Source organism: Variovorax sp. 01N425 (assembly GCF_056399465.1).
This window is the reverse complement of the sequence record NZ_JBFTRJ010000005.1, coordinates 308,993-334,662: the sequence shown is the minus strand read 5'-3', so window position 1 is coordinate 334,662 and position 25,670 is coordinate 308,993. Positions and strand designations below refer to the sequence as shown.

Sequence of the window (25,670 nt, the reverse complement as noted above, 5' to 3'; positions counted from 1 at the left end):
CAGGCAGGACGCACAATGACTGTTTGCTCAGCCCAAACAATCGACCGAGGCACAGAGATGGACCGATTCGATGCGCTGCAGGCCTTCGCCCGCGTGGTGGAGGCGGGCAGCTTCACCAAGGCGGCGCAGACGCTCCACATGAGCAAGACCACCGTGACGCAGCTGGTCCAGCAACTGGAGGCGCGGCTGCGCGTGAGGCTCTTCAACCGCACGACGCGCCAGGTCAGGGTCACGGCCGAGGGCGCGGCCTACTACGACCGCGTGGTGCGGCTGCTGGCCGACCTGGAGGATGCGGACGCCAGCCTGCTGGGCACCTCGGCCTCGCCGAGGGGGCGCCTGCGCGTGGACGTGCCCACCCCGTTCGCCCGCATGATCCTGGTGCCTGCGCTGCCGGCGTTCCATGCGCGCCACCCCGAGATCCAGCTCGAACTCGGCGTGAGCGACCGCATGGTCGACCTGATCGGCGACAACGTCGATTGCGTGCTGCGCGGCGGCGAGCTCACCGATTCATCGCTGACGGCGCGCCGCGTGGGCGAGCTGCGGCTCGGTGTCTTTGCGGCGCCGTGCTACCTGGAACGTGCCGGCACACCCGCGCACCCGAACGAGCTCGAGGGCACCCACCACCGCATCGTCGGCTACCTGAGCACGCGCAGCGGCAAGGTCGCTGCGCTGCGCATGCAGCGTGGCGCCGAGCACATCGAACTGCAGGGCCGCTACGTGGTCGCGGTCGACGACGGCAATGCCTACCTTGCGGCCGGCGTGGCGGGCATGGGCGTTCTCTGGCTGCCGCACTACATGGCCGCGCCCCACGTGGCCCAGGGCGAGCTGGTGCCGCTGTTCGAGGGCTGGCACTTCGGCGCGATGCCGATGTACGTGATGTTCCCGCCGAACCGGCATGCCAGCGCGAAGCTGCGCGTGTTCATCGACTGGATCGACGAGCTGATGGCGCTGCATGCGCCGATTGCTGCGCTGGGCGAGGCGTGATTCACGCCGGCGACTGCGCTCGCCAGGCCTTCAGGATCATCGTCTCGATGTCATGCACTTCGCGCCCGACCGCCGCAGCCACGGCCTCCCGGTACGGCGGCATGTTCGTGCATTCGAGCACGATGCGCTCGACGGAAGGGAAGGCCTGTACCAGGCGCACGGCCGCCTCGACAACATTGCGCTGCGCCTCGGCAAGATCGAGCACGGTGTCGTTGTCCAGGATGCGGCGATGGAATTCGCAGCCCGGGCGCACACCCATGACGGGTGTTCCTGCGGGCACGCCGGCAGCATGCAGGATCTGCGGCGTCAGCGATTGCGCATCGAAGGTGACGATGCCCGGACGGGCGCAGTGCCGCACCTGCAGCAGGCTCGAGGTCAGCACCGGCACCGGAACCGCCTGCGAGAGCACGTCCTGGTAGGCGGCCAGGAAACCGCAGCTGGTGGTGATCATCGACGCGCCTTCGGCCGCCAGCCGCACCGCGGCATCGACGAAAGGCTGGACCAGGCGCGGATCGGCTTCCTCGACGATGCGCCTGGGCGACGCACCCTGCACCGTGAGAAAGCGCACCGGGATGCCGGCCCGCGCATAGGTCTGCGGATTGCCGACATCGCCCGGCGGCCGCGGAAAGCGCGTGTCGAGCATCAGCACACCGAGAAAGCCAGGCGCAGCGGGGTTCATCTCAAACAAGAAATCAGGAGACCGACGGAAGGGCGCTGCGCCGGTCGATCTTCCGGCTCAGCACGATGGAGGTCTGCGTCTGGTTGATGCCCTCCAATTGGCCGAGCTGGTCCAAGAGGACATCGAGCTTTTCGGGCGTGTCGCAGCGCAGGAAGACCATGTAGTCGAACTGGCCGCTCACGGCCGAGAGCTCCTCGACTTCGGGCACGCGCTCGAGTGCCCGGATCACCGCGGGCGCGTTCTTGGCATTGACGCTGAGCCCGCAGATCGCGCGAACGGCCGCATGCTCGAGCTTGTGGCCCAGGCGCACGCCATAGCCCGCCACGATGCCTTCGCGCTCGAGCCGGGCGATGCGCGCGACCACGGTGGTGCGCGCGATCTTGAGCTTTCGCGCCAGGTTGGCGGCGGGCTCCCTGGCGTTGGCCTGGAGCAGGCTCAGCAGGTGCCGGTCGAGATCGTCAAGTCTTCCATCCATCGGGGTGTCTCGTGAAGTTCTGGCGTTTGACCGGCATGCTACGGCACTGCGGCCCAGCCGCGGCCGTCGTGCAGGGAAAGCTCGATGTGCACGTCCTGCAGCGCGTCGACGCAATGCAGGTTGACATTGACCTCGCCGGGGGCCGACCGCGGATGGCAGTGCGTATGGATGCCGCAGGTCCTGCAGAAGAAGTGGCGTGCGCGCATGGTGCCGAAGCGGTAGCTCGCCAGTTGCTCCACGCCCGCGAGCAGGCGGAAGTTGCCGGCCGGCACGCGGTGGTGCAGCGCCGCCTTGCGCACGCAGTAGCTGCAGTTGCAGCTCACGCCCTTGTGCGACGCCAGCACGAACTCGAAGCGCACCGCGCCGCAGTGGCAGCGCCCCTGCTGCCACGCGCAGGCTTCTTCGGAAGGAGCCTCGCCGCTCACTAGGCGAGGACAGCAGCGGGTTCGGCCGTGCCGGCGGACGCCTTGAAGCGGCCGAGGAACGCGCGCGTCGACTCCTGCTGCGGGTTGTCGATGACGATGCCGGGCGGCCCGCATTCCGCGACGACGCCATCGCGCATGAAGATCACCTGGTCCGCCACCTCGCGCGCAAAGCCGATTTCATGGGTGACCAGGATCATGGTCATGCCTTCCTTCGCCAGGCCCTTGATGACGGTCAGCACTTCTCCGACGAGCTCGGGATCCAGCGCCGAGGTGGCCTCGTCGAAAAGCATGACGTTCGGCTTCATGGCCAGCGCGCGGGCGATGGCCACGCGCTGCTTCTGCCCGCCCGAGAGCTTGTCGGGGTAGTAGTCGGCGCGCTCGAGCAGCCCCACCTTCTGCAGCAGTGCCCGGGCCTCGGCCGCCGCCTGTGCCTTGGGCGTCTTGAGCACCGTGACCGGGCCTTCCATGACGTTCTGCAGCGCGGTCATGTGGGGGAACAGGTTGAAGTGCTGGAACACCATGCCGGTGGAGGCGCGGAACTTGGCGAGCTTGCGCTCGTTCGGCAGCGCGGTGTCGCGTCCGCTGAACTGGATCGCCTGGTCGCCGACGGCGATGCGTCCGCCGTCTGGAACCGTCAGCAGGTTGATGCAGCGAAGCAGTGTGGATTTGCCGGAACCCGAAGGCCCGATCATCGCGACCACCTGGCCGCGTTCGATCTTCAGCGAGATGTCCTTGAGGACCACGTGGGCGCCGAAGGACTTTCGAAGGCCTGCGATCTCGATCACGGTGGGTGTCGTCATGTCAGGCTTCCTTGGCAACGCCGTATTCCATGCGCTTGGCCCAGATCGTGATGGGCAGCAGCACGGCGAAATAGGCAATGGCGATGAAGGTGTAGAGCTCCAGCGGCCGGTAGGTGTCGTGCGCGATCACCTGGCCCTGGTACAGCAGGTCCGGCACGGCCAGCACCGAGAGCAGCGAGGTGTTCTTCAGCTGCATGATCGACTGGCTCATCAGCGGCGGCACCATTTTCTTGAACGCCTGCGGCAGCAGGATGCGGCGCAGCAGCTGCAGGCGCGTCATGCCCAGCGCCTTGCCGGCCTCGGTCTGGCCGGCCTCGATGGAGATGATCCCGCCGCGCACGATCTCGGAATAGAACGCGCCGCCATAGAGCGTCAGGCACAGGGTGGCGGCGGCCGTGGCCGAGAGTTCGAGGCCGGTGAGCACGGGCAGCGCGTAGTAGAACCACACGAGCTGCACCAGCACCGGCGTGCACCGGAACACCTCGATGTAGGCGCGCAGCGGCGCCGTGATGTACGGGTTGGTGGACAGGCGCCCCAGGCCGGTGACCACGCCCACCAGCAGCCCGAGCACCACGCAGACCACCGTGAACAGCAGCGTGTAGAGCAGCCCGCTGATGAGCAGCGAGCGGTACTTCCAGAGCACCGCGAAATCCCAGTCGTAGCCTGCGGAGGCCGCGCTGGCACCGGCGAAGTGCTTGACCAGCGCCCAGGCGCCGGCCAGCGCGAGAACCACCATCAGGGCCATGCCCAGGCGGGAGCGCGAGCGGGGCGCCCCCTGCGATTCGGCGTATTCCATGGCCCGGCCTCAGAACTTGATTTCGGACGGGAAGGCGCTGGCCGGAACGCCGGCGAGTTTTTCCATGTTCTTCAGGATCACGCTGCGGACTTCGCCCTTGGCGCGAACCTCGCCCAGCCAGGCGTTGACGGCTGTCTGCATGGCCGGATCGGCTTCCTTGCGCAGGCCGATGCTCACGGGTGCGGTGTAGATCGGCGTGGGGATCTGCATCACGCCCACGTTGGCGCGCTTGGCCAGCAGCGGCTGCGCCAGCAGGATCACCAGGATCTGGCAGTCGGCGCGGCCGGCCTGCAGCGCGAGCGTTGCGGAGCCCGAGTTCTCCAGCCGCTGGACATCGGCCTTCGGCAGGATGCGCGTGGCGAGCTGGTCATGGCTGGAGCCCACGTCGACCACGATCTTGTTCTCGGGTGCGTTCAGCTGCTCCCAGGTCTTGGTCGGGAAGCCCTTCTTGCACACGGCGGTGTAGGTGTTGTCGAACAGGGTGTCGGAGAAGTTCACGACCTCCTTGCGCGCCGGCGTCGGCGCCATGCCGAACATCGCATCGATCTTGTTCGACTGCAGGTCGAGCACCGCGTTGCCCCAGGTGGTTTCCACGTACTCGACCTTGGCGCCGAACTTCTTCGCCAGGCTCTCGGAGAAGTCGGGCCCGAAGCCTTCCCACTTGCCCGAGACCAGGTCCTTGCTGAAGTACGGAATGGCCCCGGCGATCGCGCCCACCCGCAGGACCTTGGTCCGTTGGACGCGGGTCATCGAGCTTTCCGGCTCCTGGGCGACGCTGAGGGTGAGGGTGCATGCGCTCGTCAGCGCGAGGAGGGTGCGAAGGATCGCTCGTTTTGTAGTCATGGGGTCTCCAAGCAAAAAGCTCGCCATTTGAATAAGAAGGAAGGCTTCGACTCGCGAATGAAGTCTAGGAGCCATGATAGTCACGAGCAATGCGGCACTTCGTCAGGATCGCGCGAAGTTTTCGTCATACCGTCATCCTGGGCATGCGAAACGACCGATTCCGTCGGACGGCGCTTGAATATCCGGGTCGCACCATGGGCACGCCCCGGGTGCCAGATCGGTGCGCCCCGGGCGGCTTCAGCCCAGGAAGCGTGAAGGCCGGAACGGCGCGGGATCGAAGGCGCAGGCTTCGCCGGCCATCATCGTGCCCAGGAGCGCGGCCGTTCCGGGAGCGGTGTTGAAGCCGATGTGCTGGTGGCCGAAGGCGAGCCAAAGGCCTGGGCGGCCCGGGCATTCGCCGATCACCGGGCGGCTGTCCGGCAGCGTGGGGCGGCTGCCGAGCCAGGCTTCCTTGTCAAGGCGCTCCTCGAGTGGAAACGCCTCGCGCGCGGCGCGCTCCGCCAGGTCCAGCTGCGCGAGATTCCGGGGCGCCTCGCGATCGGTCAATTGCACGCCCGTGGAAAGGCGCAGGCCTTGTTCCATCGGCGACAGCACATAGCCGCCGCCGGTGTCGTAGACCGGCCGCCCGAGCGAGGCGCCGCCGGCGGCCCCGTAGTGCATGTGGTAGCCGCGCTCGTACGCCATCGGCACCGACAGGCCCAAGGCTTTCTTCGCGAACTCCCGGCTCCAAGGCCCCAGCGCGAGCACGACGCGCGAGGCCTCGTGGAGCGTGCCGGCGTCTTCGGTCACCTGCCAGTCATCGCCTGCATCCGATCGGCGCAGGCCGCCGATCGATGCCTGCCGGATGCGGCCTCCGCGCGCGGTGAAAAGCCTGGCATAGGCCTCGACCACCTGGCCCGGGCTGTCCACCGACGCCGTGTCCTGGATCCACAGCGCGCGCGGGAACAGCGGCTTCAGATGGGGCTCGAGCTGCGCGAGCTCTCGCGCATCGAGCACCTGCGTCGCGATGCCGAATTTCTTGAAAGTGTCCCGCGAGAGCTGGCCGCCGAGAAAGCCTTGCTCGCTGCGATAGAGAAAGAGCCACCCGTTCGTGCGCAGGCGGTGCGCCGCGCCCGCTTCGCCCAGCAGTCGCAGGTGCTCCGACGTCGAAAGCCGGATCAGTGCATCGAGCGCCGCGGTCGTTTCATGAAAGACCGCCGCGCGCGTGTTGGCCAGGAACTTCAGCGCCCATGGCAGGTTCTTCGCGAGGAAAAGCGGGTTGTAGCGAAAGCCCGCGGAGTTGTTCTTCAGCAGCCTGGGAAGCGAAGACCACAACCCCGGATGGTTGAACGGCATCAGCGAACTGCGGGCGATCACGCCGGCATTGCCGTAGGAGGTTTCGCGGCCCGGCGCGGCGCGGTCGAAGACCGTCACGTCGAAACCCCGCCGCTGGAGCTCGAGGGCGCACGACACGCCGACGATGCCGGCGCCGAGCACGGCAACAGTGTTCTTCATTCAGGCCAATCGGTTCATTCGCCGAAAAGTCTATCGCGAACCGCCGGCGCCGCGATCGGGTCTACAGATAGGCCACGTCTTCCGGCGCCAGCGCCAGCGGATCGAGCTTCTTTTTCGCGAGCCATGAATACACGGGCGGCACGCGGTCCGCCAGCGATTCGATATGGATGTCGATGAGGCAGGGGCCGTCATAGGCGAAGGCTTCATCGAGCGCCTGCACCAGTTCGCCGGGCGTGGCGGCCGTCCAGGCCTTGATGTCGAAGGCCTCGGCAATGGCCTGGCCGCGCGGCGGCAGGAAGTCCACGCCAAAGCATTCATCGTGGCCCTTGAGCCGGTGCAGCCCCTTGATCCAGCCGAAGCAGCCGTTGTTGAAGAGCATCAGCAGTGCCGGCACCTTCTTGCGAACCAGCGTCTCGAGCTCGCCGACGGCCATGTTGAAAGAGCCGTCGCCGAACATGCCGATCGGCCGGCGCGTCTTGTCGGCGTACCAGGCGCCGACCACCGCGGGAATCGCCGAGCCCAGGCCGCCGAAGGCACGCGGAATGACGAAGCGCGTGCGGCGGTCGCCGATGCGCAGGAAGCGCGTCATGTAGGGCGTGGGTGTGCCGGCATCCGAAAGAATGTGCACGGCCTGGCCGTACTTATCGAGCTGCTTGCCGAACTCGCGCACCACGCGCTCGGGCCGCAGCGGCACGTCGTCCAGCGAAAGCACGCCTTCGGCATGCTCCCAGAAATTCTCGCGGTAGGCGTTCAGGTGCTCGACCCACGGCGTGTGCTTCGAGCCATCGAAATCGACGGGCGCCTCGTTCAGGATCTGCTTCAGGACCAGCTGCGCATCCGCGGCGATCGACAGCAGGTTCTCGTAGTTGTTGGCAAGGCGCTCGGGGTTGATGTCGATCTGCACCACGCGCTTGTTGAGCGTCGACTTGGGGAAGGTCCAGCCCACGGTGACGACCGATCCCATGCGCGAGCCGACGAAGATCACCAGGTCCGATTCCTCGAGCGCGCGGTTGGCATGCGGATGAAAGCCGTTGTCGCCGATGACGCCGATGGCCAGGCGGTGATCGTCGGGCAGTGCGCCCTGGCCGGTGATCGTGTTGACCACGGGCACGTTGAGCTTCGCAGCCACCTCGGTGAGCGCGCTGCCGGCGCAGGAGCGGTTCACGCCGCCGCCCGCGACGAAGAGCGGCTTCGAGGCCTTCCGCAGCAGCGCGAAAAGCTCGCCCACCTTGCCGGGCGCGGGCGCCATCGGAAAGGCCGGGAAGGTCCTGCATTCAGGCTCGGCGTGCAGCGAGATGGCGTCGGGGTCGATCTCCGCCAGCAGCATGTCTTCCGGGATCTGCAGGTGCACGGCGCCGGGCGTGCCGGAGCAGGCCACGCGGAATGCGCGGCGAATGATCTCGGGCAGCTTCTCGGGCGACTTCACCTGCACCGACATTTTGGTGACGGGTTCGAACAGCCTGGCGCAGTCGAGCTCGGTGATCATGCCGCGGCCTTCGCCGGGCAGCGGCAGGTCGATGGTCAGCAGGATGACCGGCACCGAAGAGGCATTCGATTCGGCCAGTGGCGGCAGCGAGTACATCGCGCCGGCGCCCGAGGGGCATTCGAAGATGCCGGGCCTGTCGGTCAGCCGCGCATAGGCGTCGGCCATGTAGCCGGCCGAGCGCTCGTCGCGGGCCATGACGTGCTCGATGTCGCCCTGGCGGCGCTGCAGCGCCTCGTAGAACGGCACGTTGGTGTCGCCGGGCACGCCAAAAAGCACGTCGACGCCGTAGTTGATCAACATCTGCACGAGCACGTCTGCACCACGCATGGCAAAACTCCAGTCCGGAATTGAAAAAGAAGAAAGAGAGACAGGGGCGGGCCGGGGCCTTGCGCTCCCCGGCCGCGGCTTGCGCGAAGCACTCAGGCTCAGGCTTCGGCGAGCTCCTGCTGCGAAGGGCTGGAGGCGCTCACGCCAAGCCCTTGGTAGTAGTGGCCCACGCGCGTCGAGAGAAAGGCCTCGAGCGGCGCCTGCTCCTGCCCGACAAAGCCGGCGCGGGGCAGCTTGCCTTGCTGCAGCAGCTCGAACACGCCGACCACGCCGGCCGCCGTGGTGAGCTCGATGGCGGTGCGGTCCTTGCCGCGAAGCTTGGCGCCGAACACGCGGCCCAGGCGGGTCTCCTGCTCGAAGCGGCCGCCGCGCATGCCCGAGGCCGACGCGAACACGATCACCACGTCTTCGCGGCTGTGCGGCACCGCATGCTCGAGCACCTGGCGCAGCAGGTCGCGGCGCTCGATCAGGCGCAGGTCGTGCAAGAGGAAGTTCATCGCATCGCGGTGGCCCGGATAGCGGATGGTCTTGTAGTCGAGGTTGCGCACCTTGCCGCGCAGCGTCTCGCACAGCGTGCCCAAACCGCCGGAGGTGTTGAAGGCCTCGAAGGCCTCGGCGTCGAGCGTGAAGGTCTCATGGCCCTCCAGCGCCTGCACCGACACGAGCTGGCCGTTCACGATCGCATCGCAGGCGTTGCAGTATTCGTTGATGACGCCATCGATGCTCCAGGTGAAGTTGTAGCGCAGGCTGTTGGTGGCATTGCGCGTGAGCGCGCCGACGCGAAGGCGCAGGTCGTAGAGCTCGTCGAAGTGCCCCGCCAGGTGCCCGCCGAGCATGCCGATCACGCCGGGCGCGAGGCCGCTTTGCGGCATCAGCACAGACGTGGCTTCGTCGGAAAGCTGGCGGATCGCATGCGTGGCCGCCACGTCCTCCGTGAGGTCGAAGTAGTGCACGCCCAGCCGCGCCGCCTGCGTGGCCACGCGCGCGGCCAGGAAGAACGGCAGCGCGTTGATGACCACCGTGTGCGCGGCCAGTTCGCCGGCCAGCGCCGCTTCGTCCTCCACGTTCAGCGTGATCTGCCGCACCAGTGGATCATTGGACGGCGTGCCGGCGCGCTGGTCGGCCAGCGTCACCGGGATGCGGTGGTATTCGGCGATCATGTCCGCCACCGTGCTGCCCACCTTGCCCGCACCCAGCACCAGAACATTCTTGACTTGCAGCTTCGACATTTTGATTCTCCAGAAAAGAGCCGCGGCCCCGTAGAGAAAATGTAGAAGCGAAGGCTGGCAGGCGGTAGAGAGCAGAACGGCGAAGGCCGCAGTGTTCTCGACGTTTCGACGAAGGGGCGTGACGTTTTCGCGCGAGGGGCGGCCCGCGCCTTCAGGTTCAGGCCGTGGCGGCCGGCTGCCGTGCGAGCACCTGCAACACGTTCTTCGCTGCGCCAACGCCCATGTTCACATAGGCATCGCCGGTCACGCCGCCGATGTGCGGGCTCAGCACGAAGTTCTCCTCGCCCTGGAACGGGTGGCCGGCGGCCATGGGCTCGACCGCGAAGCTGTCCAGGCCCGCCATGCCGACCTGGCCCGAGCGCACCGCGGCCAGCAGCGCCGCCTCGTCGACGAGGCCGCCGCGCGCGGTGTTCACCAGGATCACGCCGCGCTTGCACCGCGCCAGCGTCCCGGCGTTGACCATGCCGCGGTTGTCTTCCGTCAGCGGGCAGTGCAGCGAGATCGCATCCGACTCGCGCCAGATCGCCGGCAGGTCGACGGCCGTCACATGGGGCGGAAGATTCGCGGCATAGGGATCGAAGCCGATCACGCGCATGCCCAGTGCATCGGCCATGCGGGCAAAGCGCAGCCCGATCGCACCCAGGCCGATCAGCCCGATGGTGCGGCCGCCGAGCTCGAGGCTCTTGTGCGTGGCCTTGTCCCAGTGGCCGGCATGCATGCGCGCGTCCAGCGCCACGACCGACTTGGCGCAGGCCAGCAGCAGCGCCAGCGCCTGCTCGGCCACCGCGGCGGCGTTCGCGCCCACGGCCGCGGCCACCTCGATGCCCCGCGCCTGTGCGGCGGCCTTGTCGATGGTGTCGGTGCCGCTGCCGTGCTTGGAGATCACGCGCAGCGAGGGCGCCGCATCCATCACCGCGGCGCCGACCTTGCCGTAGCGCACGATGATGGCGACGGGGTCGTGCGCGCGGCACAGCGCCACCAGGTCGTCTTCGGTCGGCGCCTTGCCGGCGTAGACGATCTCGTGGCCCTCGAGCAGCGTGATGGCCTGCGGCGCGAGGTCGGCGCCGGTCACCACGATGGTGCTCACAGGGTCTCTCCTTCCTTGAGCACGCCGGCCGTGCGCAGCGCAGTGTTGAGCCACTTGGCCGCGGTGTCGCCATCCTTGATGGCGGCAATGCGCGCGGCCTCGTCGCTGACCTTGCGGGCCGCCGCAGGCAGCAGCGCCTCGATCTTCTCGCGCTCCACCACCACTACGCCGTCGCCATCGGCAATCACGAAGTCGCCGGCACGCACCGTGACGTCTCCGACCGAGACGGAATGCCCGATGCGCCCCGCGATGTTCTTGGTCGGTCCGTTCGGGTTGGTGCCCACGCAGAACACGGGAAAGTCCATCTCGTCGATCTCGAGGCTGTCGCGGCAGGCGCCGTCCATCACCACGCCCGCGATGCCCAGCTTCTGGCAGGCCGTCATCATGATGGTGCCCATGAGCGCCGAGCCCTGGTCGCCCTTGCCGTCGATCACCAGCACGTCGCCGGGCCTGGCCATCGCGATGGCGGCGTGAATCATGAGGTTGTCGCCGGGGCGCACTTCCACCGTGAAGGCGGGGCCGGCCAGCTTCATGCGCGGGCGCAGCGCCTTGATGCGGCCATGCATCGCGCCCCGGCGGCCGGCCACGTCGGCCAGGATGGCGGGCTGGAATTGCGCGGCCTGCGCCACGACGTGTGCGGGTACGCGCTCGAAATTGCGGATGATGTCGGGAGGGTTGGAGGACATGGGTTTCTCTTGGAGGAATGAAGAGGGGGGGCAGTGCGGCGTGCGCCTCAATCGACCTTGGCGCCCGAGTCCTTGACGACCTTGCCCCAGCGCACCATTTCTTCGCGGATGTAGGCGCCGAACTCCTCCGGCGTGCTGCCCTTCACCTCGGCGCCCTGGCTCGCGAGCTTGCGCTTGACCTCGGGGTCCTGCAGCGCCTTGTTGAACGCCGCGTTGAGCTTGGCCACCACGTCCTTCGGCAGGCCGGCCGGGCCCGCAACGCCGAACCATGTCGCGGCCTCGAAGCCCTTGTAGCCCGACTCGTCCACCGTTGGCGCGCCGGGAAGGTCGGCGGTGCGCTTGCGCGAGGTGACGACGATCGGGCGCATCTTGCCGTTCTTGATGTGCCCGATCAGCGTCGGCACCGAGGACATGTACATCTGGACCTGGCCGCCGATCAGGTCGGTCGATCCCTGCGCGGCGCCCTTGTAGGGCACGTGCGTGAACCTGACGTCGGCGGTCTTCTGGAAGAGCTCGGTCGCCAGGTGCGCCACCGTGCCGCTGCCCGAGCTCGCGTAGTTGAGCGCCTCGGGCCTAGCCTTGGCCGCGGCCACCACGTCGGCCAGCGTCTTGTACGGCGAGTCGGCCGCCACCACCAGCACCAGCGGCGCGCTGGCAACGAGGCCGATCGGCGTCAGATCCTTCTCGGGGTTGTAGGGCAGCCTCGCGTAGAGCGTGGGATTGATCGCCAGGTTGCTGGTCTGGCCGAGCACCAGCGTGTAGCCGTCGGGCGCTGACTTGGCGGCCGCATCGACCCCGAGGTTGCCGCCCGAGCCGGGCTTGTTGTCGATGACGATCGACCAGCCGTTGCTGGTGGCGACCTTGTTGGCAACTTCACGCGCAACCAGGTCGGTGCCGCCGCCGGCCGGGAACGGCACGATCAGCCGGATCGGCCGCGACGGATACGGGGCCTGCGCAAGAGCGCCGGCAGGTGCGAGGAGGGTGGCGCCGGCCACCAGTGCTGCGGCGGCGATGGCGAGACGACGGCGCGAAGCGCCGGCACGAAGCGGGAATGAGGGCATGAACTTGTCTCCTGTGGCCGAACTGCCCGGCCCTGTGAAGCGGGTCCGGTGCGTTCGATGGAGGCAAGTATTCGCGCTGCTTCGCCAGCGGTCCAATCGATAATTTCTTGGAACCGATAAATGCCGCTTGGGGTATCAGCGCGACCGGAAACGCCCGTGCCTGGCCAGCAGCACCACCAGGCGCTGCGCTGCCGGCGAGAGGTAGCCGCTCTCGCGGTAGGTGACGACCATGCGCCGGCGCATCGTCACGCCCCGGACCTTGACCTCGCGCAGCGCCGCGCCCGAGCGGCCTTCCTGCAGGTGCAGCCGCGAGATGAAGCTCAGCAGGCCGGTCTCGTCGATCAGGCTCGGCAGCATCAGCAGCATCGTGCTTTCCACCTGCACCTGGGGCCGCGGCAGGTGGCTGCGGTCGAAGGTCTGGTCCAGCCAGTCGCGCGTTGGCGCGCCGGGCGGCTGCAGTACCCAGCGGTAGCCGGCCAGGTCCTTGAGCGTCGGCTTGGCCTTCTTGAAGATCTCGTGCGAGCTGGTCGCGGCAACCACGATCGGGTCTTCGGCGAGCAGCTTCGAGGTGAAGCCCGGCTCCTGCGTGCCCTCCGTGCCGACCATCAGGTCGATCTCGCCGGACCGCAGCAGCGGCGTCAGGATGTCGCCCAGCGCCACCGTCGTTCGCAGCGTGATGCCCGGCGCCTCGCCCATCAGCTCCCGCGCCGCCGGCGGAAGCAGGAACTGCGCGGCCGTGGGCACGATGCCGATGCGGATATTGCCGGCCAGGCCGCGGCCGATGTCGCCGATCTCGCGGCGCGCGCTTTCCACATCGAAGCGCGTGCGCTGCGCCCACTTGAGCAAGGCCTTGCCGGCGGCCGTGAGGCGGATGCCGCGGCCCGTTCGCTCGAACAGGGCCGCGCCGCAGGCTTCTTCCAGGCGCTTGACGCAGCTCGTCAGCGCAGGCTGGGTGCGGTGCAGCCGCTCCGAGGCGCGGCCCATGTGCTCGAGTTCGGCAATGACCTCGAAGTACTGCAGGTCGCGCAGGTCCAAAAAACTCTCCTGGTTTTGCTCTTGCGCGACGCGTGGCGCCGGGGCCTTCGAGCGAATGGTCTTGTCCCGTGCACGGTGGACACGGGCTGTTCGCAATATAGCGCCCAGCATCTCGGGATCGGCGTTCCGTTCAGGGTTGGCGCCTGTCCAGCCCTCGGCTGCGGAACCAGCGGAGTTTCGATCCGTTACTCTGCCGAGCCCGGCCGCTCCCCGCCAAGTCATCTGCGCTTCACGTTCGCGAGCCACACTGCAATGGATGCTTGCCGGCGCTGGTAGAGGTGGCCTTATGGCACCCGCCTGCAGTGCGGATCCTCGAGGCCGGCGGCATCCTCTCTTCCGCCCTCGGCTCAGTCCGGCGAGGCCTCAGCCCAGCAGCTCGATCGCCGCCTGCACGATCGGCCGCGCCCAGGCGGGCGTGGCCGCGAGCGCGGCCAGGTCGCCTGGCTGCGGAAAGACGGGTTCGCCCGCGCTCAGTTCGAGCACCAGCACCGGGTCCGCAATGTCGCCGCCGGGCGGCGCCTCCGCGCTGTTGTCGAAGACCTGCAGCCGCGTGAGCTTGGGCAGCAGCTTGATGAGGTTGGCGCGCGAGGCGATCCAGCGCTCGCGGATCTTGGCCTCTGGAATGTCGTGGCCGCCGCGCGCCACGCGCGCCCGCACGCGGGCGATGTGCTGCTCGGGCGAAGAGAGTCCGCAGAAGATCATGACCACGTCGTGGCTCGACGCGGCGCGCGCGAGCAGCGCGGGAATGGTGCTCGCGCCCAGCGTGGTCTCGAAGGCGTAGTTGGAACGCTGCGCGATGGCTGCTTCCAGCCGCTCGCGGCCGAGGTTCCATGCGCGGGCGTTCGCCTCTTCGGGCGTGATCCCGAGCTGCGCGATGAGCTCGCGCGCGCAGGTGTCGGGGTTGAACCAGGTCAGGCCGTGCTCGGCGAGCAGGGCGCCGCCGACCGAACTCTTGCCCGCGCCGTTGACACCGGCCAGCACCAGGATGAAGGGGCGGGCGGCCGCCGCCATCAGAAGGTGTCGCCTGCCTTGGGACGGCGCCCGAGCTTGCCCTTGGCGGCGAACAGCTTGCCCATCTGCGCGGCTGCTTCGGGCTGCTGCAGCACGCCCAGGCGCACGTCGAAGCGGCGCCCGAGTTCGTCGAGCACCGACTGCTCGCGCGCCTTGAGCGCCTGCGCGTCTTCCACCAGCTGGTTGTAGGTGGCTGCGGTCAGCAGCACCATCTCCACCGTCGAATGGTTGGTCACGGCCAGGCTGCCGGTCTTCTGGACCTGGCGGACCACGTCGCCCCAGCGGTTCTTGACCTGGGATGCGTTCTGACGCGGCAGTTCATCGAGGTTGGGCAGGATGGCGGCCATGGTGTGCTCCTTTGGCGCCATTATGGCAAAAATAGCAAAATTGGACAAAATGGCCGGTTATGGCGGATTGCGGGCGCAGCAAAGAGCTGCGGCGGCAACCGCCGGCTAGGGCCGTGCGGCCGCCAGCACTCGGGCCAGGGCGCGCGCGAGTTCGCCGCGCGTGTAGGGCTTGCGCAGCAGCTCCCAGCCTTGCGGCACGTCGCGGTCGGCGTCGAGCAGCTCCGACGAAAAGCCCGACATCAGCAGGATGGCGAGCTGCGGAAAGCGCTGCTGCGCCTCGGCGGCGAGCCGGGTTCCGCGCATGCCGGCTCCGAGCGCGATGTCGCTGAGCAGCACGTCGAAGGAATCCGCATCCGTTTCCATGCTCAGCAGCGCCTGCTTGGCATTGGCCGCGGTCACCACGCTGCAGCCGAGCGTCACGAGAAAGGTGTGAACCACCCGGCGCACCTCGGCGTCGTCCTCGACCAGCATGACCCGCAGGCCGGCGGGAATCGCCTGCTCTTCGTCTTCCTCCTCTGCGGCCGCAGGCGCCGGGTCGTACAGCTGGGGAAGATAGAGCGTCACGGTCGTTCCCGCGCCCGGCCGCGTTTCGATGGCCACGGCGCCCTTGGACTGCTTCACGAACCCGTACACCGTGCTCAGGCCCAGGCCGGTGCCGCGGCCGGCCTCCTTGGTCGTGAAGAAGGGCTCGAAGGCGCGCTCCCTCACTTCCTCGGTCATGCCCGTGCCGCTGTCGGCCACCGAAATGGCAACGAAGCTGCCGTGCGCATCCTGGTCGCTGAGCTCGTTGTGCACCTCGGGCGGCAGCGCGCCGCAGGCCTCGGCGCGAAAGTGCAGCGTGCCGCCCTCGGGCATGGCGTCGCGCGCGTTGATGGCAATGTTCAGCAATGCCGATTCGAGCTGTCCGGGATCGGCGAGCACCGGCGGGCAGCCCGGCGCCGCATCGATCGCGATGCCGATGCGCTGGTCGAGCGTGCGCCGCAACATGTCGGCCAGCGAATGCAGCATCGCATGCGTGTCCACCGCGTTGGGCTGCAGCATCTGCCGGCGCGAAAAGGCCAGCAGCTTGCCCGTGAGCTCGGCGCCGCGCCGCGAGGCCCGCGCCGCGGCGCCCACCAGCTGCTGGGCGTAGCCGTCCTGTGCAATGGCGGGCAGCTCTTCGAGCACCTGCAGGTTGCCCTGGATGATGGTGAGCAGATTGTTGAAGTCGTGCGCGATGCCGCCCGTGAGCTGGCCGACGCTTTCGAGCCGCTGGGCATGGCTGAGCGCCTCTTCGGTCTGCACCCGCTGCAGGCTGGTGGCCAGCAGGTTGGAAAGCGATTCGAGGAAGCGCAGCTCCTCGTCGCCAAAGCGCTTGGCCTCGCGTGATCGCACGGCCAGCACGCCGATGAATCGGCCCCGGTCGTAGAAGGGCACGGCCAGCGCGCTGACCAGCCCGGCATCAAGGTAGGCCTGCGGCACCGCGAAGCGCCGCTCGTTGCCGTAGTCGGCCACCACCACCGGCCGCCCCTCGGCAAACACGAAACCCGGCGGCGTGTTCGCATGGCTGGGAATGCGCGCGCCGATTTCTTCTCCGGGCACCAGGCCCACGCCGCTGGCCACGCGGAATTCGAGGCGGCTGTTCTCCAGCAGCAGCACGACGGCCACCTCGACCTCCAGCGCTTCCGCGGCCATGGCGGGCACGTGGTCGAGCACCACCTGCAGGTCGCGGGTGTCCACGGCCAGGCGGCCCAGCTGCGCGAGGTAGTCGCTGTAGCGCGCCCGCTGCAGCGCCTGCTTCACGCGGGGATAGGCGCCGATGTCGCGGATGGCGGCCACCACGAAGGGCAGGCCCTGGCTCTGCAGCGGACTGAGCGCGATCTCGACCATCACCTCGCTGCCGTCCTTGCGCTTGGCGACCAGTTCCATCTGCGTGCCCATGGGCCGCGGGCGCGGCGCGCGGCCGTAGGCCTCGCGGTAGGAGGCGTGGCGCGGGCGGATGCTGTCGGGCACCAGCGCATCGACGTTCAGGCCCACCAGCTCGTCGACCGCGTAGCCCAGCAGGCTGGCTGCCGCGGGGTTGGCCAGCACGATGCGGCCGGCCTGGTCGACCAGCAGCAGCGAGTCAGGGTAGGAAACGAAGAGCGAACGAAAGACGCTGCTCTCTTCAACGCCCGAGGGCAGTCCCGGCAGGGTCGGGGCGACCGGGGAAGAGGGCGGGTTCATCGGCTCAGCCCTGGGTGACGGGCGGAACCAGGATGTAGCCCGCGCCCCGCACCGACTTGACGATCTGCGGCTCGTCCGGATCGGCCTCGATCTTCTTGCGCAGCCGGCCGACCTGCACGTCGATCGTGCGGTCGAAAGGGCTGGCTTCGCGTCCGCGCGTCTGCTCGAGCAGGAAGTCGCGCGAGAGCACGCGCCCCGGGTGCCGCGCAAAAGCGCAGAGCAGGTCGAATTCGCCACCGGTGAGCGCCACGTTCTGTCCCTGCGGGTTCGTGAGGCTGCGTGCCGCAAGATCGAGCTGCCAGCCGGCAAAGCGCAGCCGGTCGGCAGAGGCAAGGCCGGCGGGCCTGGACGATGCGGGCACGGCCACCGGTGCGTCGTCCGGCGCCAGGCGCCTGAGCACCGCCTTGACCCGCGCCACCAGCTCGCGCAGGTCGAAGGGCTTGGTCACGTAGTCGTCCGCGCCCACCTCCAGGCCGACGACCTTGTCCACCGCATCGCCGCGGCCGGTGACGATGACCAGGCCGCAGCGCCAGTTCTCGCGCATGCGGCGGGCAATGGAGAAGCCGTCCTCGCCGGGCAGCCCGAGGTCGAGCAGCACGAGGTCGGCCGGGTCGCTGTCCATCAGTGCCATCAAGGAAGGGCCGTCGTGCAGCTGGGTGACGCGAAAACCGTGGCTTTGGAGGTAGCCGGCCAGCAGCTGCGTGATGTCGATCTCGTCGTCGAGTACCGCGATATGAAAGGCGGATTTCATTCGGAAAGCGTGGATTCGAGGCCGAATGTCACAGCATTGTTAAGAACCGTACAAGCGTAGCACGCAGGCCTTGTGCGAAGCCCGCCATTCCCGCGCGGTTTGCATGGGGCCTTGCCTTCCTCCTCAGGCTTCCACGGCCAGTTCGTTGACCACCGAAACCACCCCCGGCGCGGACCAGGCGGCGCCGCGCACCGCGTCCAGCTCCGCCCAGGAACGCACCTTGCCGCGCAGCACGACCTGCGAGCCGTTCACGTCGACCGCCACCTGCCGCGGCGCGTCGTGGAACACGCGGATGAGCGCGTCCTGCACCTGCCGTTCCACGTCGGCGGAACACCGCTGCAGCCTGATCCTCACCAGGTTCGTGATGCCGGTGACACCCAGCAGGTTGCGAACTGTCGATTCCGCGGCCTGGCGCTGGTAGTCCCACTCGACTTCGCCGGTCAGCGTGACCCATCCGTCCTCGACCATCGGCCGCACCGCGTCGCGGGGCACCTGCACGTTCCATTCGAGCGCGTGCCCGGCAGCCTGTGCGATGTCGGCATCGGTGCGTTCGAAGCCGGCGGCCAGCTTCACCGAGGTTTCGATGGCCAGTGCCTTCACGCCGCTGACGCGCTGCGCGGCCTGTTCCACCGCGAGCTTCTCGGCGCAGCTGCCGAGATGGCCGGTCAGCGTGACCACGCCGTGGCTGACGATGACGCCCACATCCGTCGAAGTGACGGCCGGGTCCCATTCGAGTTCGGCCTGGATGTCTGCCCTGAGCTGTGTGTCGGATTTCATGGGCACCCAATGTAGGCCGCACGCGCCGCGCCCGGCTTGATCTGGAACAAGGCGCGGCTGCCAGCCGGCGGCGAACATCCGGCCATCTCGAACGAGCCCCCAAGGAACATCATGAAGATTCTCCTCGCCGTCGACGGCAGCGACTACACGGCCCGCATGCTCGACTACCTGGCCGCGCACAAGGAATGGTCCAACGCGGGCCATGCGTTCACGGTCTTCCATGCGGTGCTGCCGGTGCCCCATCGCGCTGCCGCCTTCGCAGGGCCGGACCTCGTGCACACCTACTACGGCGACGAGGCGCGCGTCGTGCTGGAGCCGGTGCGCGCCGCGCTGGCCGCGCGCGGCATCGAGGCGGCGTTCGCCCACAAGGTGGGCCATCCTGCCGGCGAGATCGCCGCCTTTGCGGAGCACGGAAAGTTCGATCTAGTGATCATGGGATCGCGCGGGCAGGGTGCGCTGACGAACCTCGTGCTGGGTTCGGTGGCGATGAAGGTGCTGGCCCGCTGCACGGTGCCCGTGCTGCTGGTGCGCTGAGCTTCGGGCCATCCGCAACGCCCGCGCGCCAGGCATCGCACCGACTCCGATCATGCACAACGATTTCACCTTTCCACTGGCGCTTTGCAGGGCGCAGTGGAGCGTCGGCCTGCACACGCTCGCCGTGCTTGAGACCTGCGGCGCACAGTGCCTGTCGCTTGGCGCGCACATGCTGCAGGACGCGGTGCGCACGCTGAAGGCCGCGCTGAATGCGCGCGCGGTCCGGCATTCCCCAAAAGCCGGGGCGCGGCCTCTCCGGGCAAGGGCCTGACGCGCGCGGCGCCTCAGGCAACGCTGCCCAGCAGCAGCGCCTGCAGCAGGAAGCGCCGGTTGTCCGCCGGCGAGGTCCGCTCGTCGAGCAGCGCGGCAAGCCGGGTAGTGGAGTGGCTCGCGCAGGCAAGGCCGTCGTAGACAGGAATGCCCGCATGCCGGCCGATCTGCCGCACCACGTCGGGCGCCATGCCCTGGCACTCGAGCGCGTCGTAGAAGCGGCCGAGCACGCGCGCGGTGTGCTCGATTTCGCCGGAGTTCCCGAGGTTCGAGAGCGCGGGGCGGATGATCGCCACATGCGCGCCCAGTTCCTCGGCAGCATGCTGGAACAGCAGCCGGCTCTCGCTGGCGTCGCTGCCTTCGTCGCAGAGGATGCCGAGCTTCTTGCCCTTGAGCTGCCGCGAAGGAGCGCCCCGCAGCGAGGCCGCCTGCAGCAGGCGCGCGCGGCTCAGCAAGGCCGTCTCGTCCTGGGGCGACAGCGCATGGAAGGCCGAGAAATTGTGGTCCTCGAAGGGAAAGAGCATGGGCCCCCTGGAATATGAGCGCCAAAGGCTACCTCCGGAAGGCGTGCCGGCCTTGATGCAGATCAAGGCCGGGCGCGCCGGCGCTGATACACGCCGGACACAAAGCATTCACCGAGCGTTACCCACCGATTCCGGCCGTTGTCACTGTGTTGCCGGGCGCTTCCTAGCATTCGTCCATCGACCCGCGACCAGACAACACCAGGAGTTCTTCAAATGTTCAACCCGTCCCTGACCCAAGCCGCCGCACCCGCGATGAACGGATTCATCGCCGCACGCGCAGCAGTGCCGAAGACCGGCATCGCGGTCCACGAGCGGGCCAGCCGAAAGCTGGTGGAGACGCAGCAGCTGCTGAAGGAGCGCCTGGCCCCGCAGCGCCGCGTGGTGCATGCCGGCGACGTGATCTACCAGGCCGGCGAGCAGTTCGGCAATCTCTACATCCTGAACTCGGGCTTCTTCAAGATCGTGAACCTCTCCGCGGACGGGCGCGAACAGGTGGTGGGGCTGAAGTTCCGCGGCGACTGGCTCGGCTTCGACGGCATCGCCGCCAATCACTATTCCTGCGACGCCGTGGCCATGGACACGGGCGAGGTCTGGGTCGTTTCCTACGAGGCGCTGCTGGCCGCATCCCTCGCGGAGCCCGCCTTGCTGCAGGTGTTCCACACCGCGATGAGCCGCGAGATCGCCCATGACCGCGATTCGCTGATGTCGGTGTGCACGCTGCCGGCCGATGCGCGGGTGGCCGACTTCCTGCGCTACTGGGCCGAGTCGCTGGCCGAGCGCGGCATGCGCACCGACCAGATCACGCTGCGCATGACGCGCGCCGAGATCGGCAACTACCTGGGCATGACGCTCGAGAGCGTGAGCCGGGCGCTGTCGAGGCTGGCGCGCGACAAGGTGATCGAGTTCGTGGAAAAGGGCCGCCGCGACGTGCAGATTCCCGACGTGGGCGCCTTGTCGGCCTTTGTGCAGCGCTGCCTCGCACCGGCGCCTGCGATGCTGCAGTAAGGATCGGCGCTCGAGCGCTGCCGGCGGCCGGCCGGCAGGACCGCCGCGTTATTCGGCGGCCTGGACAAAAGCGGACTCGTCCATTCGGAGCAGGTGCGACAGCGGTGCAATGTCGACCTCGCCAAAGAGCGTGGACACCGGGAACTCCAGCTCCCGCAGAACGGCGTATTCGCGCAGCCGCGCGGCGCCGTGCGGGTCGCTTGGCAAGAGGCCGGCGGACGGGTGGCACATCAGCACGTCGCCGCTGCGGCTGGCGGTAATCCAGGCGGACAGGCGCCGCCGGTAGTCGGCCGCACTGCCCGAAAAATCGTAGACACCGAGCAGGCCGCGGCTCACCGGAATGCCGTGCTGCCGCGCGAGCGCGCGCAGGCTGGCGCCACCCAGCGCATGGATGATGCCGGCCTTGATGCCGCCGGCCGCAGCGCCCGGGGCCGCCGCGGCGGTGCAGCGCAGCCACGGCCGCGGCATCGGGTAGCGCCGCACGATTTCCTCGACCAGCAGCTCGCGCACCACCGGCAGCTGGTGCACATGCCGGTGTCCGTCGACGAAGGCGGGCGGGCATCCCATCGCATCCTCGAAGCGGTCCAGCTGGTCGCGGATGTCGGCGCGCAGCGCCTGGGCGTCGACGGTTCGCATGCAGGTCCTCGCGATCAGCCCCGCCAGCCCGGGCTCGGCGCCGTCGGCAACGGCCGGCCGCGTGAGGTCCAGGTGCAGGCCCACGTCCAGCCGGCTGGCATCGAAGCGTCTCAGCGTCCCCGCACCGTCCTGCCAGGCGCTGCGGCGCACCATGCCGCTGGTGGCGGAGATCTTGCCGTGCTCGGCGAGATCGAAGACGGCCGAGTTGATGCCCGCGCTCATGCCGAAATCGTCCGCGCAGATGCAGAGATGGCGCGAAGCCGCAGGCGGCTGCGTCCCCGTTGCCTCAGTCATTGCCATCCGTCTTCTTGTCCGCCGGCTTGGGCATGGCGGCTGCGGGCGCCCCGGGCGAGAGCTCCAGGCAATGCGGATCATGCGCCGTGCTGCCGGCGAATCGCCACACCGCAATGCGCTTGTTGAACGCGACCAGCTGCGCGCGCGCCAGCCAGGGGGTCGCCAGCTGCGCGTTGCTGGGCCCGACCAGCCAGCTGGTGCGCGGGCTGCAGAGCGTGCTTGCCAATCGCGACCGCTCGACAAGCGTGGCGGCCGCGCGTGCGGGATCGAAGCGCGCCGCGTCCAGCAGCTCCTTGTGCCAGTTGTCGCGGCCCTCGTCGCCGGCCGCCTTCCAGTCGGCGGAGACGAGCACCGGATTGCGCAGCCGCCAGTAGAACGGCAGTTCGTAGGTGTAGCTGTCGAGCATCACGACCTGGTCGCCGGGCGCCGCGGCCAGCTCCGCCGGAAGCCGCAGCCGGGCGCCGGGCGGCGTGGCATAGGCCACGATCGCCATCAGGCAGGCCACGCACACGGCCGCGGCCGCGAGGGTCATGGCGCGCAGCCTGGGCAGCAGCGCTCCCAGCGGCCGGCCCGCCAGCGCGCGCTGCGCGATCAGGTACGCCAGCGGCGGCAGCGCCGGCAGCACATAGCCGATCAGCTTGGAACGCGGGACGGAGAAGAAGGCCACGATGACCGCGAGCCAGATCCACATCAGCCAGTCGATCTCGGAGAGCCGGCGTCCTGCAGGCGGCGCCTCCTGGCGCCGCGGCATGAGCAGCCAGCCGAACCAGGGCAGCGTGAGGCCCGCCAGCACCGGCAGGTAGAACCAGAACGGGTGCTCGTTGTTGAAGCCCGAGGACGCGAAGCGCCGGAAATGCTGCGTGACCACGAAGTAGTCGAAGAACTCCGGATACTTCATCTGCATCGCGACGAACCACGGGCCGGCCACGGCCAGCAGCAACGCCCATCCCGGCAGCCAGGCGGCCAGGCGCAGCACGGCGCTCTTGCGCGTGACCGCGCACCAGGCCAGCAGCACCGCCGCCGGCAGCACCACGCCGATCAGCCCCTTGGCGAGCAGCCCGGCCGCAGCGAACAGGTAGGCGCACGCCAGCATCGCGCGCCAGGGTTCGCCGCGCTCCCGGGCCAGCACGGCGCCGGCGCCCAGCAGCACCGTGGCCGCGATGCAGCCGGCCACCAGCATGTCGAGGTTCGCGAACTGTGCACCCAGGAAGAAGAACGGCGTGGTCACGAGCACCACGGTGGACAACAGCGCGAGCCGCACCGTCGACCAGCGGCGCAGGAAGAGGAACAGCGCCGCCGCCGCCGCGACCGCACCCAGGATGGAAGGCAGCCGGGCCGCCCATTCGACGGGTCCCGCCAGCGCCATCGCGCCGGCGCCGATCCAGTAGAAGAGCGGGGGCTTGTGGAAAAAGGGCAGGCCGTCGAGCCGCGGCACCAGCCAGTCGCCGGAGTACAGCATCTGCAGCGCGACGCCGGCATAGCGCCCCTCGTCCGGTGCCATCAGCGGGCGGACCCAGGCGGTGGCGATGAGCCAGGCGAAAAGAGCCGCGACGAGCCACAGCGGCTGCGGCGATGTCCACCATGTGGTGCTGCCGGACCGCTTCATGGCTGGTCGGCCTCGAGGCCGACGCCGCTTTCGCGGCGGACCACGTAGAGCGGCCGGCCCTTGACCTCTTCGTAGATGCGCGCCACGTACTCGCCCACGATGCCGGTGAAGATCATCTGCACGCCGATGAAGAACATCAGGCTGACCACGATCGTGCTCCAGCCCGAGACCGGGTTGCCGAACATCAGGTGGTCGAGGACCACGTAGGCGCCGTATGACAGCGCGGGCACGGCGAACAGCAGCCCCACCACGCTGACCATGCGCAGCGGCCAGGTGGTGAAGGCGGTGAGCCCGTCGATGGCCAGGGCGAACAGCCGCCGCGCATTGAAGCTGCTGGCGCCTGCGGCGCGCGGCCTGGGCGTGTAGGGCATGGCCACGGCCCGGAAGCCGACCCATGCATACAGGCCCTTCATGAAGCGGCTGCGCTCGGGCAGGCTGGTCAGTGCATCGACCACCCGCCGGTCCATCAGCCGGAAATCGCCCGCATCCTGCGGCACCGCGAAGCGGTCCGACGCGTTCAGAAGCCGGTAGAAGATCCGGCTGCCGATCTGCTTGAGGCGGCTCTCGTCGCTGCGCTCCTGGCGCACCGCATAGACCACCTCCGCGCCGGCCTTCCAATGGTCCAGCATGGCGCGGATGAGCGACGGAGAGTGCTGCAGGTCGCCGTCGAGCACAACCACCGCGTCGCCTGCAGCGGCCGCCAGGCCTGCGGAGAGCGCCGCCTCCTTGCCGAAGTTGCGCGACAGGCAGATGCACCGGAAGCCCGTCAGTTCGCACCAGGCCTGGGCCACGGCCGCGGTGTCGTCGGTGCTGCCATCGTCCACGACGATGATCTCCCAGCGCATTCCCGTGGCCCAGAGCGTTTCTTCGAGCAGGGGCAGCAATTGCCGCAGGTTGGCCGCCTCGTTGAAGCACGGGATCACGCAGGAAATGCTGCGTTGCTGCGTCCCGGTCGCGCCCTGCGCGTGCGGGGCAACGATGGGCGCGGACGCGGGTTCGGCAGCGGTCGAGGAGATCATGAAGGCCTCCACAGCGAACCGGCCGCGTCCTTGTCGCCGGATGCGCCGCCGGTTCGTGGCAGGGCAAGATGCACGCACCATTGCACGAGGGCCAGCGCCGCGGCGATCACGCCGGCCAGCAACAGGCCCGCGATGATGTCGAGCGGGAAATGGACGCCCACGTAGATGCGTGCCCACCCGGTGGCGGCCGCCAGCGCAAGCAGCGGCACGCCAAGCGCGCGCAGGCGGGGGCGCAGCAGGAAGGCCAGCGCCACCATGAACATGACGGCCGCGTGCGCGCTGGGAAGGCTGCCGCGTCCCCCGTGTTCGATGTAGGCCGGCGACAGCGCCAGCACGAAGGGCCGCGGCATGTCCAGAGACAGTGCGATGGCATGCGCCATCGCCGATGTCGCGCCTGCGAGCGCTGCGACGATGCACAGGTAGGCGCGCTCGGCGCGATGGCGCCACAGGGCCGCGATGACGATTGCTCCGCAGAGCCAGCTGCCCCAGAGCGCGAGGGCGATTGCGAGGCCAAGGACCCACGGCGTGGGCCGGGGGCCGGCAGCGATCCATTGGAACGCGGCGAAATTGAGGGCATTCACGGGCGCCCCCACACAACCACGGCGGCGCATGACAAAAAAAACGGAAACATGGCAATCAACCTTTCGACGGAACAGGAAGGCCCGTGCGCGGCGCGCAGCGGGAGGCCCGGCGCGCGAGGCGCCGCTTCTCAGATCGCCGAAGGGGGGGCGGTGGTGGGCGGCAGCCGCCGCCACGATTGCGCGGGCGGCGGCGCGCCGCTGTGGTGTGGCACGCGTTCGGGCATGTCGCGCAAGGCGGGCGCCTTCGGCCGCGCCAGCAGCACCGCAAGAGGGGCCAGCACGAGAACCAGCGCAAGAAAGGTGTCCAGCGCGGAGCTCAGCGCATGGGGAAGGTCGATGCTGGCCGGGGCCTGGGCAAAGACCGTCGTCTCCCGGTCGGCCGCATGATCCGGCCGGTCATCGGCCTCGAACTGGGTCGTGGCGCTGGCGTTGCGCACCCTCAGCCCGGGCTCGTCTTCCAGGCCGTCGCACCGGAAATGAACCGCGATGAAGGGCTGCAGAAGAAGCAGCGCGATGCCCGCCACGCACCACAACCTGCGGTGCGCTTCGGTGAATCGGCGGATGCGTGCCAGCAGCATGCGCGGATGCTAGTTCCGCCAAGTGAACGGAACCTGAGCGGGCTCGTCAGCATCCCGCAAGGTCGCGCTGCTTCTTCCGGGGCATGCAGGCGACGGGGATCTGCGCCTTTGCGGATACACAACAA

28 protein-coding genes are annotated in these 25,670 nt (G+C 68.7%); 4 read left to right on the top strand and 24 right to left on the bottom strand.

The window, feature by feature from the left end:
• Nucleotides 1-57 precede the first annotated feature (57 nt).
• Nucleotides 58-984 carry a LysR family transcriptional regulator gene (locus AC1DSC_RS11505; protein WP_436288697.1) on the top strand — a complete coding sequence of 309 codons (927 nt, stop codon included), beginning with the start codon at nucleotides 58-60 and terminating at the stop codon, nucleotides 982-984.
• A gap of 1 nt (nucleotide 985) precedes the next feature.
• Here the strand turns inward: AC1DSC_RS11505 and AC1DSC_RS11500 are convergent, their stop codons facing one another.
• The 18 genes from AC1DSC_RS11500 to AC1DSC_RS11415 form a co-directional block, all read right to left on the bottom strand.
• Nucleotides 986-1,663, bottom strand: a complete 678-nt coding sequence (locus AC1DSC_RS11500; protein ID WP_436288698.1) for an aspartate/glutamate racemase family protein — start codon at nucleotides 1,661-1,663, stop codon at nucleotides 986-988.
• Between the two features lie 13 nt (nucleotides 1,664-1,676).
• Nucleotides 1,677-2,138 (bottom strand): Lrp/AsnC family transcriptional regulator, encoded by a 462-nt coding sequence (locus tag AC1DSC_RS11495; RefSeq protein ID WP_015865647.1) that lies wholly within the window; start codon nucleotides 2,136-2,138, stop codon nucleotides 1,677-1,679.
• Nucleotides 2,139-2,176: 38 nt separating this feature from the next.
• Entirely contained in the window at nucleotides 2,177-2,563 is a 387-nt protein-coding gene (locus AC1DSC_RS11490) for a GFA family protein (protein WP_436288699.1), read from the bottom strand.
• A complete protein-coding gene (locus AC1DSC_RS11485) occupies nucleotides 2,563-3,363 on the bottom strand; it encodes an amino acid ABC transporter ATP-binding protein (protein WP_018905964.1) in 801 nt (266 codons plus the stop codon). Before AC1DSC_RS11485 ends, AC1DSC_RS11490 begins: the two co-directional genes overlap by 1 nt.
• Nucleotide 3,364: 1 nt before the next feature.
• Complete coding sequence (locus AC1DSC_RS11480; RefSeq protein WP_015865644.1) at nucleotides 3,365-4,159, bottom strand: amino acid ABC transporter permease; 795 nt, start codon at nucleotides 4,157-4,159, stop codon at nucleotides 3,365-3,367.
• Nucleotides 4,160-4,168: 9 nt separating this feature from the next.
• The gene (locus tag AC1DSC_RS11475) at nucleotides 4,169-4,909 is read right to left on the bottom strand and encodes a transporter substrate-binding domain-containing protein (protein ID WP_369664965.1); all 741 of its coding nucleotides are present in this window, start codon (nucleotides 4,907-4,909) and stop codon (nucleotides 4,169-4,171) included.
• Nucleotides 4,910-5,239: 330 nt separating this feature from the next.
• The gene (locus AC1DSC_RS11470; RefSeq protein ID WP_436288700.1) at nucleotides 5,240-6,496 is read right to left on the bottom strand and encodes an NAD(P)/FAD-dependent oxidoreductase; all 1,257 of its coding nucleotides are present in this window, start codon (nucleotides 6,494-6,496) and stop codon (nucleotides 5,240-5,242) included.
• Between the two features lie 61 nt (nucleotides 6,497-6,557).
• On the bottom strand, nucleotides 6,558-8,309 hold the full coding sequence (locus AC1DSC_RS11465; protein ID WP_436288701.1) for a thiamine pyrophosphate-binding protein: 1,752 nt from the start codon (nucleotides 8,307-8,309) through the stop codon (nucleotides 6,558-6,560).
• Between the two features lie 98 nt (nucleotides 8,310-8,407).
• A complete protein-coding gene (locus AC1DSC_RS11460; protein WP_436288702.1) occupies nucleotides 8,408-9,538 on the bottom strand; it encodes a saccharopine dehydrogenase family protein in 1,131 nt (376 codons plus the stop codon).
• 157 nt (nucleotides 9,539-9,695) lie between these two features.
• Entirely contained in the window at nucleotides 9,696-10,625 is a 930-nt protein-coding gene (locus AC1DSC_RS11455) for an NAD(P)-dependent oxidoreductase (protein ID WP_436288703.1), read from the bottom strand.
• Entirely contained in the window at nucleotides 10,622-11,311 is a 690-nt protein-coding gene (locus tag AC1DSC_RS11450; RefSeq protein WP_436288704.1) for an RraA family protein, read from the bottom strand. Before AC1DSC_RS11450 ends, AC1DSC_RS11455 begins: the two co-directional genes overlap by 4 nt.
• Before the next feature lie 47 nt (nucleotides 11,312-11,358).
• Nucleotides 11,359-12,372 (bottom strand): Bug family tripartite tricarboxylate transporter substrate binding protein, encoded by a 1,014-nt coding sequence (locus AC1DSC_RS11445; protein WP_436288705.1) that lies wholly within the window; start codon nucleotides 12,370-12,372, stop codon nucleotides 11,359-11,361.
• Nucleotides 12,373-12,507: 135 nt separating this feature from the next.
• Nucleotides 12,508-13,407, bottom strand: a complete 900-nt coding sequence (locus tag AC1DSC_RS11440) for a LysR family transcriptional regulator (protein ID WP_015865636.1) — start codon at nucleotides 13,405-13,407, stop codon at nucleotides 12,508-12,510.
• A 363-nt stretch (nucleotides 13,408-13,770) separates the two neighbouring features.
• Nucleotides 13,771-14,418, bottom strand: a complete 648-nt coding sequence (locus AC1DSC_RS11435) for an ATPase (protein ID WP_018905972.1) — start codon at nucleotides 14,416-14,418, stop codon at nucleotides 13,771-13,773.
• Entirely contained in the window at nucleotides 14,418-14,765 is a 348-nt protein-coding gene (locus tag AC1DSC_RS11430) for a type II toxin-antitoxin system prevent-host-death family antitoxin (protein WP_015865634.1), read from the bottom strand. Before AC1DSC_RS11430 ends, AC1DSC_RS11435 begins: the two co-directional genes overlap by 1 nt.
• A gap of 105 nt (nucleotides 14,766-14,870) precedes the next feature.
• Nucleotides 14,871-16,970 carry a PAS domain S-box protein gene (locus AC1DSC_RS11425; protein WP_436288706.1) on the bottom strand — a complete coding sequence of 700 codons (2,100 nt, stop codon included), beginning with the start codon at nucleotides 16,968-16,970 and terminating at the stop codon, nucleotides 14,871-14,873.
• Between the two features lie 4 nt (nucleotides 16,971-16,974).
• The gene (locus tag AC1DSC_RS11420) at nucleotides 16,975-17,721 is read right to left on the bottom strand and encodes a winged helix-turn-helix domain-containing protein (RefSeq protein ID WP_436288707.1); all 747 of its coding nucleotides are present in this window, start codon (nucleotides 17,719-17,721) and stop codon (nucleotides 16,975-16,977) included.
• Nucleotides 17,722-17,844: 123 nt separating this feature from the next.
• A complete protein-coding gene (locus AC1DSC_RS11415; protein WP_436288708.1) occupies nucleotides 17,845-18,498 on the bottom strand; it encodes a BON domain-containing protein in 654 nt (217 codons plus the stop codon).
• Nucleotides 18,499-18,609: 111 nt separating this feature from the next.
• Between AC1DSC_RS11415 and AC1DSC_RS11410 the strand changes: the two genes are divergently transcribed.
• Nucleotides 18,610-19,032, top strand: coding sequence for a universal stress protein (locus AC1DSC_RS11410; protein ID WP_436288709.1), 423 nt, complete (start codon nucleotides 18,610-18,612; stop codon nucleotides 19,030-19,032).
• A gap of 52 nt (nucleotides 19,033-19,084) precedes the next feature.
• Nucleotides 19,085-19,303 (top strand): hypothetical protein, encoded by a 219-nt coding sequence (locus tag AC1DSC_RS11405; RefSeq protein WP_436288710.1) that lies wholly within the window; start codon nucleotides 19,085-19,087, stop codon nucleotides 19,301-19,303.
• A 13-nt stretch (nucleotides 19,304-19,316) separates the two neighbouring features.
• Here the strand turns inward: AC1DSC_RS11405 and AC1DSC_RS11400 are convergent, their stop codons facing one another.
• Nucleotides 19,317-19,826, bottom strand: a complete 510-nt coding sequence (locus AC1DSC_RS11400) for a Rossmann-fold NAD(P)-binding domain-containing protein (protein ID WP_436288711.1) — start codon at nucleotides 19,824-19,826, stop codon at nucleotides 19,317-19,319.
• Nucleotides 19,827-20,039: 213 nt separating this feature from the next.
• On the opposite strand from AC1DSC_RS11400, the gene AC1DSC_RS11395 reads away from it, so the two are divergent.
• On the top strand, nucleotides 20,040-20,831 hold the full coding sequence (locus AC1DSC_RS11395) for a Crp/Fnr family transcriptional regulator (RefSeq protein ID WP_436288712.1): 792 nt from the start codon (nucleotides 20,040-20,042) through the stop codon (nucleotides 20,829-20,831).
• Nucleotides 20,832-20,879: 48 nt separating this feature from the next.
• On the opposite strand, the gene AC1DSC_RS11390 is transcribed toward AC1DSC_RS11395, so the two are convergent.
• From AC1DSC_RS11390 to AC1DSC_RS11370, 5 genes are all read right to left on the bottom strand, one after another.
• Nucleotides 20,880-21,761: a ChbG/HpnK family deacetylase gene (locus tag AC1DSC_RS11390; protein WP_436288713.1), complete on the bottom strand. Its 882-nt coding sequence runs from the start codon at nucleotides 21,759-21,761 to the stop codon at nucleotides 20,880-20,882.
• Nucleotides 21,754-23,367, bottom strand: coding sequence for an ArnT family glycosyltransferase (locus tag AC1DSC_RS11385; RefSeq protein WP_436288714.1), 1,614 nt, complete (start codon nucleotides 23,365-23,367; stop codon nucleotides 21,754-21,756). Before AC1DSC_RS11385 ends, AC1DSC_RS11390 begins: the two co-directional genes overlap by 8 nt.
• Nucleotides 23,364-24,386 carry a glycosyltransferase family 2 protein gene (locus AC1DSC_RS11380; RefSeq protein WP_038107758.1) on the bottom strand — a complete coding sequence of 341 codons (1,023 nt, stop codon included), beginning with the start codon at nucleotides 24,384-24,386 and terminating at the stop codon, nucleotides 23,364-23,366. The genes AC1DSC_RS11385 and AC1DSC_RS11380 overlap by 4 nt, the downstream gene beginning before the upstream one ends.
• A complete protein-coding gene (locus AC1DSC_RS11375) occupies nucleotides 24,383-24,967 on the bottom strand; it encodes a phosphatase PAP2 family protein (protein ID WP_018905996.1) in 585 nt (194 codons plus the stop codon). Before AC1DSC_RS11375 ends, AC1DSC_RS11380 begins: the two co-directional genes overlap by 4 nt.
• Before the next feature lie 128 nt (nucleotides 24,968-25,095).
• A complete protein-coding gene (locus AC1DSC_RS11370) occupies nucleotides 25,096-25,545 on the bottom strand; it encodes a hypothetical protein (protein WP_018905997.1) in 450 nt (149 codons plus the stop codon).
• Nucleotides 25,546-25,670: the final 125 nt, after the last annotated feature.

Coding starts and splice junctions, on each gene's coding strand:
- AC1DSC_RS11410 (WP_436288709.1), top strand. CDS start 18,610: ATGAAGATTCTCCTCGCCGTCGACGGCAGCGACTACACGGCCCGCATG.
- AC1DSC_RS11470 (WP_436288700.1), bottom strand. CDS start 6,496: ATGAAGAACACTGTTGCCGTGCTCGGCGCCGGCATCGTCGGCGTGTCG.
- AC1DSC_RS11465 (WP_436288701.1), bottom strand. CDS start 8,309: ATGCGTGGTGCAGACGTGCTCGTGCAGATGTTGATCAACTACGGCGTC.
- AC1DSC_RS11405 (WP_436288710.1), top strand. CDS start 19,085: ATGCACAACGATTTCACCTTTCCACTGGCGCTTTGCAGGGCGCAGTGG.
- AC1DSC_RS11435 (WP_018905972.1), bottom strand. CDS start 14,418: ATGGCGGCGGCCGCCCGCCCCTTCATCCTGGTGCTGGCCGGTGTCAAC.
- AC1DSC_RS11420 (WP_436288707.1), bottom strand. CDS start 17,721: ATGAAATCCGCCTTTCATATCGCGGTACTCGACGACGAGATCGACATC.
- AC1DSC_RS11430 (WP_015865634.1), bottom strand. CDS start 14,765: ATGGCCGCCATCCTGCCCAACCTCGATGAACTGCCGCGTCAGAACGCA.
- AC1DSC_RS11495 (WP_015865647.1), bottom strand. CDS start 2,138: ATGGATGGAAGACTTGACGATCTCGACCGGCACCTGCTGAGCCTGCTC.
- AC1DSC_RS11485 (WP_018905964.1), bottom strand. CDS start 3,363: ATGACGACACCCACCGTGATCGAGATCGCAGGCCTTCGAAAGTCCTTC.
- AC1DSC_RS11425 (WP_436288706.1), bottom strand. CDS start 16,970: ATGAACCCGCCCTCTTCCCCGGTCGCCCCGACCCTGCCGGGACTGCCC.
- AC1DSC_RS11480 (WP_015865644.1), bottom strand. CDS start 4,159: ATGGAATACGCCGAATCGCAGGGGGCGCCCCGCTCGCGCTCCCGCCTG.
- AC1DSC_RS11370 (WP_018905997.1), bottom strand. CDS start 25,545: ATGCTGCTGGCACGCATCCGCCGATTCACCGAAGCGCACCGCAGGTTG.
- AC1DSC_RS11460 (WP_436288702.1), bottom strand. CDS start 9,538: ATGTCGAAGCTGCAAGTCAAGAATGTTCTGGTGCTGGGTGCGGGCAAG.
- AC1DSC_RS11395 (WP_436288712.1), top strand. CDS start 20,040: ATGTTCAACCCGTCCCTGACCCAAGCCGCCGCACCCGCGATGAACGGA.
- AC1DSC_RS11445 (WP_436288705.1), bottom strand. CDS start 12,372: ATGCCCTCATTCCCGCTTCGTGCCGGCGCTTCGCGCCGTCGTCTCGCC.
- AC1DSC_RS11415 (WP_436288708.1), bottom strand. CDS start 18,498: ATGAAATCCGACACACAGCTCAGGGCAGACATCCAGGCCGAACTCGAA.
- AC1DSC_RS11500 (WP_436288698.1), bottom strand. CDS start 1,663: ATGAACCCCGCTGCGCCTGGCTTTCTCGGTGTGCTGATGCTCGACACG.
- AC1DSC_RS11450 (WP_436288704.1), bottom strand. CDS start 11,311: ATGTCCTCCAACCCTCCCGACATCATCCGCAATTTCGAGCGCGTACCC.
- AC1DSC_RS11475 (WP_369664965.1), bottom strand. CDS start 4,909: ATGACCCGCGTCCAACGGACCAAGGTCCTGCGGGTGGGCGCGATCGCC.
- AC1DSC_RS11385 (WP_436288714.1), bottom strand. CDS start 23,367: ATGAAGCGGTCCGGCAGCACCACATGGTGGACATCGCCGCAGCCGCTG.
- AC1DSC_RS11505 (WP_436288697.1), top strand. CDS start 58: ATGGACCGATTCGATGCGCTGCAGGCCTTCGCCCGCGTGGTGGAGGCG.
- AC1DSC_RS11380 (WP_038107758.1), bottom strand. CDS start 24,386: ATGATCTCCTCGACCGCTGCCGAACCCGCGTCCGCGCCCATCGTTGCC.
- AC1DSC_RS11400 (WP_436288711.1), bottom strand. CDS start 19,826: ATGCTCTTTCCCTTCGAGGACCACAATTTCTCGGCCTTCCATGCGCTG.
- AC1DSC_RS11390 (WP_436288713.1), bottom strand. CDS start 21,761: ATGACTGAGGCAACGGGGACGCAGCCGCCTGCGGCTTCGCGCCATCTC.